The sequence below is a fragment of the Verminephrobacter aporrectodeae subsp. tuberculatae At4 genome, from assembly GCF_000193225.1.
GTDB lineage: Bacteria > Pseudomonadota > Gammaproteobacteria > Burkholderiales > Burkholderiaceae_C > Acidovorax > Acidovorax aporrectodeae.
In genome coordinates this window covers 1-6160 of record NZ_AFAL01000013.1, presented here as the reverse complement: position 1 = coordinate 6160, position 6160 = coordinate 1, and the positions used below count along the sequence as shown (strand labels likewise).

The window sequence follows — 6160 nt, the reverse complement described above, 5'->3', positions numbered from 1 at the left end:
GCTCGCACCCGGCCGCGTCGATATCGGCACGCTGACCGTCGCCTGCGCGCTCGGCTACCTCGACGTGCGCTTTGCCGAATTCGACTGGCGCAGCCGCCACGCGGCGGTGGCGCAGTGGTACGCGGAGTTTTCCCAGCGGCCGTCGCTGCGCGCCCGCTGGACGCTGTAATCAACGGCTGGTGTCGGCCCCCTCAAAGGGGTGACTCGGGAGTGCTCTGCGTCACCGCTCCAGCCACCACTGAATCACCACCTTGGCCAAGAACCCCAGAAAGCCCACACCCAGGCCCAGGAACAGCACAAAGGTGCCAAAGCGCCCCGCCTTGGACTCCCACGCCAGCTGGCCGATGATGAACAGCATGTACAGGATGAACGCCCCCACGCCGTAGGTGAGGAAAAAGCCCGCGATCTGCGCCTCGGTAAAGCCGAAGATCACGCTGCCCCTCCATCACCACCACCCGTCCCGCCGCCGCGTGCGGGCGCAGGCGCGTCGCGCAGCGGCAGATGCGCTGCATCGACCAGGTCGCGGTAGGCATGCCAGCTGGCGTGGCCCAGCAGGGGCATGACGGCGATCAAGCCGAGCAGCAGCGACCCCAGACCGAGCAGCGTGAACCCCAGGATCAGCGCGGCCCAGAACGCCATCGGCAGCGGATTGCCGAGCACCGCCTGCCAGCTCGTGAGCACGGCCTGGAGCAGGCTCGCGCGGCGGTCCAGCAGCAGGGGCATGGCGACCACGCTGGACGCAAAGATCGGCGCGGCCATGAGGCTGCCCAGCGCCAGCCAGAGTTCAAACAGCCAGCCGTCCCCGGCCAACACCACGTGGCGCAGAAAATCCAGCGGCGTCAGGACGGGAACGGGCGCAAGCAGTGTGATGAGCGCAGCGGAGGTCACGACCCAGCCCGTCGCTGCGAGCGCCAGCAAGGCGCCGAACTGCGCCATGCACCAGTAGTCGCGCCCCCATTTGTCCACATGGCCGTCCTGCCAGTTGAGCCACGTCCTGAGCACCACGCCCGTGTTCGCCGGTTCCCCGCGCTCGAGCGCGCGGCTCAGCGCGTACAGGCTCGCGGCCAACGCGGGAGCGACCACCAGAAAGCCCGACAACGCGCCCGCCAGCAGCCAGAACCGGTTGTGCGCTACTGCAAGGATGAGCGCACCAAACAGCGCAAGCGCCAGGCCATGCGCAAAGCTGATCCAGCCCGCGCGGGCCATGTCGCGCCAGGCCAGGGCCAGCCACGCCAGGGGCTGCATCAGGCCGATCGTGCGGATGGCGGGCAGGGCGCAGGGATGGCGGGGCATGGCTTGGCGGGTCGGCGCGCGACGGGTGGAGTGTCGCGGCATCGGCCCGCGGGATCAAGCCATGCGCGCGCGGCAGCGCGCCAAAGCCTTGATCCAGGACAAGATTCCGTGCCGTTTCATGGACGTGGACGGCGCGCAGCTCAGGCCGGCGGCGGCGCCGCAGCCAGTTTGCGCGCCGCCCAGCGGCGCAGCAGGCGCGGCAGGATGAGCAGCGCAAGCACGACGACGATCAGCGCCAACGAACCCGGGCGCTCCAGAAAGATCGACCACCGGCCTTCGCCAATCGACACGGCGTTGCGCAGCTGCGCCTCGGCCAAGGGCCCGAGGATCATGCCCACCACCACCGGCGCGGCCGGAAAATCGAAGCGGCGCATCAGCACTCCCAAGAGGCCCATCGCGTACAGCAGCACCAGGTCGAACGCGCTCTGGCGCATGCCGTACACGCCCAGCGTGGAGAACACCAAAATGCCCGCGTACAGATAGGGCTTGGGAATATTCAGCAGCTTCACCCACAGGCCCACCAGGGGCAGGTTCAGGATGAGCAGCATCACATTGCCGATGTACATCGAAGCGATCAGCGCCCAGACCAGCCCCGCATTGGTGTCGAACAGCTGCGGGCCGGGCTGTATGCCGTAGTTCTGGAACGCGCCGAGCAGGATGGCCGTGGTATTGGACGTGGGAATCCCCAACGTGAGCAGCGGAATCAGCGTCGCCGTAATGGCCGCGTTGTTCGCCGCCTCGGGGCCGGCAACGCCCTCGATGGCGCCGGTGGTGCCGAACTCCTGCGGGTAGCGGCTCAGCTTCTTTTCCGCCGCGTAGCTCAGAAAGGTGGGAATCTCGCTGCCGCCCGCGGGCACGGTGCCGAACGGAAAACCGATGGCCGTGGCGCGCAACCAAGCGGGCCAGGAGCGGCGCCACTCCTGCCGGGTCATGTGCGTGCCGCTCAGGCGGTTGCGGGTTTCCTGCGTCCGGCCCTCGTACATCACGTTGTACAGGGCCTCGCCCACGGCAAACAGCCCCACGGCGATCAACACCACCTCGATGCCGTCCATCAACTCGGGAACGCCGCCCGTGTAGCGCGCCTGCCCGGTGATCTGGTCGATTCCGACAAGCCCCATGGCCAGACCGACGAACAGCGCCACCATGCCGCGCAGCGTGCTCCTGCCGAGCACCGCGCTCACGGTGGTAAAGGCCAGCACCATCAGCATGAAGTATTCGGGCGGCCCCAGCCGCACCGCGTACCGCGCCACCAGCGGCGCGCAGAACGTGACCAGCACGGTGGCAATGCTGCCCGCAACGAACGAGCCGATCGCCGCCGTGGCCAGCGCCGCGCCGGCGCGCCCGTTGCGCGCCATCTTGTTGCCCTCCATGGCCGTGACCATGGAGCCCGCCTCGCCCGGCGTGTTCAGCAGGATCGACGTGGTCGACCCCCCGTACATGGCGCCGTAGTAGATACCGGCAAAAAAGATCATCGAGGCCGTGGCCTCGACCTTCACCGTAATGGGCAGCAGCATGGCCACGGCCACGGCCGGGCCAATGCCCGGCAGCACGCCCACTGCCGTGCCGATCATGCAGCCCAAAAAGGCCCACAGCAGATTCATGGGCGTTGCCGCGGTGGCAAAACCCTGCATCAGGAGATTCAGCGTTTCCATGGCGTGCAGACCCTACAGCCACCCCGTGCTGGTCAGGCCGGGCAGGTTGATGGCGAGCAACTGCGCAAACATCCAGAACACCGGGGCAGCCAGGGCCACGCCGATGAGGAAGTCCACGACCCAGGCGCGCAGGCGCAGGTCCAGCCGGCCTTCGGAACTCTTGAAGCCCCGCACCGACAGCACGAAGCACAGCGCGCAGCTCAGGATGAAGCCGATCCGGGTGATCAGCAGGGCATTCAGCAGCAAGCCGGCCGACACCCAGACAAAGCCCGGCCAGTGCGCACGCGCTTCGCCGGAGCTTTCTTCCAGATCACGAAAGCCCCCCGTGAGCGCCTGCACCACGCAGAGCGCGCCGCAGACCAGCAGCGCCACGCTCACCACCCAGGGGAGGAAGTTCGGCCCCACGCCGCCATAACCCGCCTCGGCGCTGACCGAACGCGCGCCCCAGGCCAGAAACAGCGCAAGCGCCACCAGCCCCGCCCCCACCAGGGTCTGCAAGGGCCTGGAGTGCGATGAATGTCGTTGTGTCATATGTCTCCCCGCCTGCCACTCAGATCATCCCGGATTTGGCCATCGTGGCGCGCAGGCTGGCGAACTGCGCGTCCACGAAGTGGGCAAACTCGTCGCCCGCGAGCCATGCGGGCGTCCAGCCGTTCCTGTCCATGGCGTCCTGCCAGGACTTGTGCTTGACGGTCCTGGACAGGGCGTCGATCAGCGCCTTGCGCTGCGCGGCCGTGATTCCCGGGGCACCGTACACGCCGCGCCAGTTGCCGATTTCCACGTCGATGCCCTGCTCCTTGAGCGTGGGCACGTTCACCCCCTTGAGGCGGACGTCCGAGGTCACGCCCACGGCGCGCATCTTGCCGGTCGCGATGTACTCGGCAAACTCGCTGTAGCCGCTGCCGCCCACGGTGACGTTGCCGCCCAGGACCGCGGCCGTCGCCTCCCCGCCCCCACGGAACGCCACGTAGTTGATCTTCGCCGGGTCCACCCCCACCGCGCGGGCGATCATGGCCGCGGCAATGTGCTCGGTGGAGCCGCGCGAGCCGCCGCCCCATTTCACGCTGCCCGGGTCCTTTTTGAGCTGTCCGACCACGTCCTGCATGGTCTTCAGCGGCGAATCGACGGGCAGCACGAACACGTTGTATTCGCTCGTCAGGCGCGCCAGCGGCGTGACCTTGTCCAGACCCACCGGGGGCTTGCCCGTGATGAGCCCGCCGAGCATCACGGCGCCCATCACCATCAGGGCGTTCGGGTCGCCCTTGCTCGCGTTGACGAACTGCGCCAGGCCAATCGCCCCGGCAGCGCCGCCCTTGTTGTCATACGACACCGACGTTGCCGCACCCGCGTCCTGCATCGCCTTGCCCAGGGCACGGCCGGTGGCATCCCAGCCACCGGCCGGGTTGGCAGGAATCATCATCTTCAGGGCCAACGCCGTCTGGGCCGGCGCGGGCAACGCGCCCGCGGCAGCCAGGGCGGCCAGTGACTTCAAAAAACCATCGCGACGCATGGAGCCTCCAGAGCAAGATTTGCAAACCATCCAATGATGCGCGATCCCGCATGGCAAACGACCCCCTTGACCCCCAGGGAAAACACCTACGCAGCAGGCGCAGCGACCGGCATGGGGCGGGACCATCTGTTGCCGCGCGCACACGGCACAATCGCCCCATGAACGACACGACGATGCGCCTGGACAAATGGCTCTGGTGCGCCCGCTTCTACAAGACCCGCGGACTGGCCACCGAAGAAATCGGCAAGGGCCGCGTCACGGTCAACGGCCAGTTGGCCAAACCCGCGCGGGAACTGCGCTGCGGCGACACCGTGGCCCTGCGCCAGGGGCCCGTTGCGCGCACCGTGATCGTGCGCGGCCTGTCCGCCACCCGCGGCCCCGCGCCCGTGGCCCAGCAGCTATACGAGGAAACCGCAGACAGCCTGGCCGCACGCGCGCAGGCTGCGCAGCAACGGCGCCTGGCCCCCGAGCCCGCAGCCAGCCTGCAAGAAGGCCGCCCCACCAAGCGCGACCGGCGCGCCATCGAGCGCATGGGCGCGCACGGCTGGGACGACCGCTGGAGCGCTTCGATCGAGGAGTGAGCGCCCTTGACTCAAGCCCCTTGACGCAGCTTTTTGATGGCCGCAAGGGCCAAACCGCTGGCCTGCGCGATGGCCTCATCATCATCGAGCAAGGCCAAGAGATTGCGCGCAACCGCCAGTCTTCCCTTCTCGATGCCCTCCTGCAACCCCGCAACCCGCCCCTTCTCAATGCCCTCCTCCATCCCCTCAACCCGCCCCTCCTCCATCCCCTGCGCCCGTCCCTTGGTCTCGGCATCGAGCAGAAAGCTTTTCTCGTTGCTCAGCGCATCGAGATACTTCTGATAGCTCTCGATTTCGACCGCGCTATAGCCCTTGAACTCGGTGAGCTTGACCGCGTTGGCCACCGGCGGATAAGACAGAAAGGCTTCATCGGGTACGAAACCAGACTTGCCGGTCTCGCACAGAAAGCGCAACCACAGCGCAGTCACTTGCTTTTCGACCCGCGTTTGGGGCGTGAATTTGGGCAACTCCAAAATGACGAACTGCAAGCCTTGCAAAACCTTGTCGTGCTCGGCGAGTCTGGTGATCTTGTAGTGGTGCAGCCAGCGGTCTTTCTCGCTGGGGGCTTTCTCGAAAACATCGTTGAGCACCGTGACCGAGTAGACCCGGCACAGCGACTGGTAGGCCGCGCCCGAGGAGAGTTGGTTGACGATGGCCTGGGCGCCGCTGAACAGGATGCGCGAGAAGTAAGCGTCGGTCCACAGCATCTGCATTTCGACGACGAACACCTGACCGCTCTGGTCGTGACATTTGACGTCGACGATGGAAAACCGCATGCCCGGGACTTGCGGCGCCTGCTCGGTGGGCAGATAGGTCAGGGACTCGATGGGCGCGTCCAAGGGCAGGACGGCGTTCAGAAAGTCCAGGAGCAGATTGGCGCGCGAGAAGACGCGCTTGAAGACCAAGTCGATCTTGGGATCAAGGTAGCTCAGGTTCATGAACGGGTGCTCCTGCTTTGGCTGCGCAGTCTATCGCAGGCGGACGGGGCAGGCGGCAAGGTCAACGGTCGGCCAAACGGGATGCGCTGACTCTGCAACTATCCAGGCGCCAGCGCCTGCACACACCGCACCTGCAAGCGTTCGCGCTGCGCGAGCGTCGCGCCAAAGCGCACGGCGCTCAGGCAG

8 protein-coding genes are annotated in these 6160 nt (G+C 67.0%); 2 read left to right on the top strand and 6 right to left on the bottom strand.

The genetic code is table 11. The annotated features are described in order from the left end of the window. The first annotated feature begins 22 nt into the window (after window positions 1-22). Window positions 23-169, top strand: a complete 147-nt coding sequence (locus VTU_RS35640) for a glutathione S-transferase C-terminal domain-containing protein (RefSeq protein ID WP_369021507.1) — start codon at window positions 23-25, stop codon at window positions 167-169. A gap of 51 nt (window positions 170-220) precedes the next feature. Here the strand turns inward: VTU_RS35640 and VTU_RS0100090 are convergent, their stop codons facing one another. The 5 genes from VTU_RS0100090 to VTU_RS0100070 form a co-directional block, all read right to left on the bottom strand. After that, a complete protein-coding gene (locus VTU_RS0100090; protein ID WP_010099644.1) occupies window positions 221-433 on the bottom strand; it encodes a DUF2788 domain-containing protein in 213 nt (70 codons plus the stop codon). Beyond that, window positions 430-1293: a DUF2189 domain-containing protein gene (locus VTU_RS0100085; protein ID WP_010099642.1), complete on the bottom strand. Its 864-nt coding sequence runs from the start codon at window positions 1291-1293 to the stop codon at window positions 430-432. The genes VTU_RS0100090 and VTU_RS0100085 overlap by 4 nt, the downstream gene beginning before the upstream one ends. 140 nt (window positions 1294-1433) lie before the next feature. Beyond that, window positions 1434-2945 (bottom strand): tripartite tricarboxylate transporter permease, encoded by a 1512-nt coding sequence (locus VTU_RS0100080; protein ID WP_010099640.1) that lies wholly within the window; start codon window positions 2943-2945, stop codon window positions 1434-1436. A 12-nt stretch (window positions 2946-2957) separates the two neighbouring features. Then, window positions 2958-3476, bottom strand: coding sequence for a tripartite tricarboxylate transporter TctB family protein (locus tag VTU_RS0100075; protein WP_029553956.1), 519 nt, complete (start codon window positions 3474-3476; stop codon window positions 2958-2960). Between the two features lie 19 nt (window positions 3477-3495). Then, window positions 3496-4455, bottom strand: a complete 960-nt coding sequence (locus tag VTU_RS0100070; RefSeq protein WP_010099636.1) for a Bug family tripartite tricarboxylate transporter substrate binding protein — start codon at window positions 4453-4455, stop codon at window positions 3496-3498. 158 nt (window positions 4456-4613) lie between these two features. Between VTU_RS0100070 and VTU_RS0100065 the strand changes: the two genes are divergently transcribed. Continuing rightward, window positions 4614-5036: an RNA-binding S4 domain-containing protein gene (locus tag VTU_RS0100065; protein ID WP_010099635.1), complete on the top strand. Its 423-nt coding sequence runs from the start codon at window positions 4614-4616 to the stop codon at window positions 5034-5036. A gap of 11 nt (window positions 5037-5047) precedes the next feature. Here VTU_RS0100065 and VTU_RS0100060 read toward each other — a convergent pair whose 3' ends face one another. Continuing rightward, complete coding sequence (locus VTU_RS0100060; protein WP_010099634.1) at window positions 5048-5974, bottom strand: Rpn family recombination-promoting nuclease/putative transposase; 927 nt, start codon at window positions 5972-5974, stop codon at window positions 5048-5050. Window positions 5975-6160 lie beyond the last annotated feature (186 nt).

What these genes read in the sequence shown, in the direction of transcription:
- VTU_RS0100085 (WP_010099642.1), bottom strand. Translation starts at nt 1,293, where the DNA reads ATGCCCCGCCATCCCTGCGCCCTGCCCGCCATCCGCACGATCGGCCTG.
- VTU_RS0100080 (WP_010099640.1), bottom strand. Translation starts at nt 2,945, where the DNA reads ATGGAAACGCTGAATCTCCTGATGCAGGGTTTTGCCACCGCGGCAACG.
- VTU_RS0100075 (WP_029553956.1), bottom strand. Translation starts at nt 3,476, where the DNA reads ATGACACAACGACATTCATCGCACTCCAGGCCCTTGCAGACCCTGGTG.
- VTU_RS0100070 (WP_010099636.1), bottom strand. Translation starts at nt 4,455, where the DNA reads ATGCGTCGCGATGGTTTTTTGAAGTCACTGGCCGCCCTGGCTGCCGCG.
- VTU_RS0100065 (WP_010099635.1), top strand. Translation starts at nt 4,614, where the DNA reads ATGAACGACACGACGATGCGCCTGGACAAATGGCTCTGGTGCGCCCGC.
- VTU_RS0100060 (WP_010099634.1), bottom strand. Translation starts at nt 5,974, where the DNA reads ATGAACCTGAGCTACCTTGATCCCAAGATCGACTTGGTCTTCAAGCGC.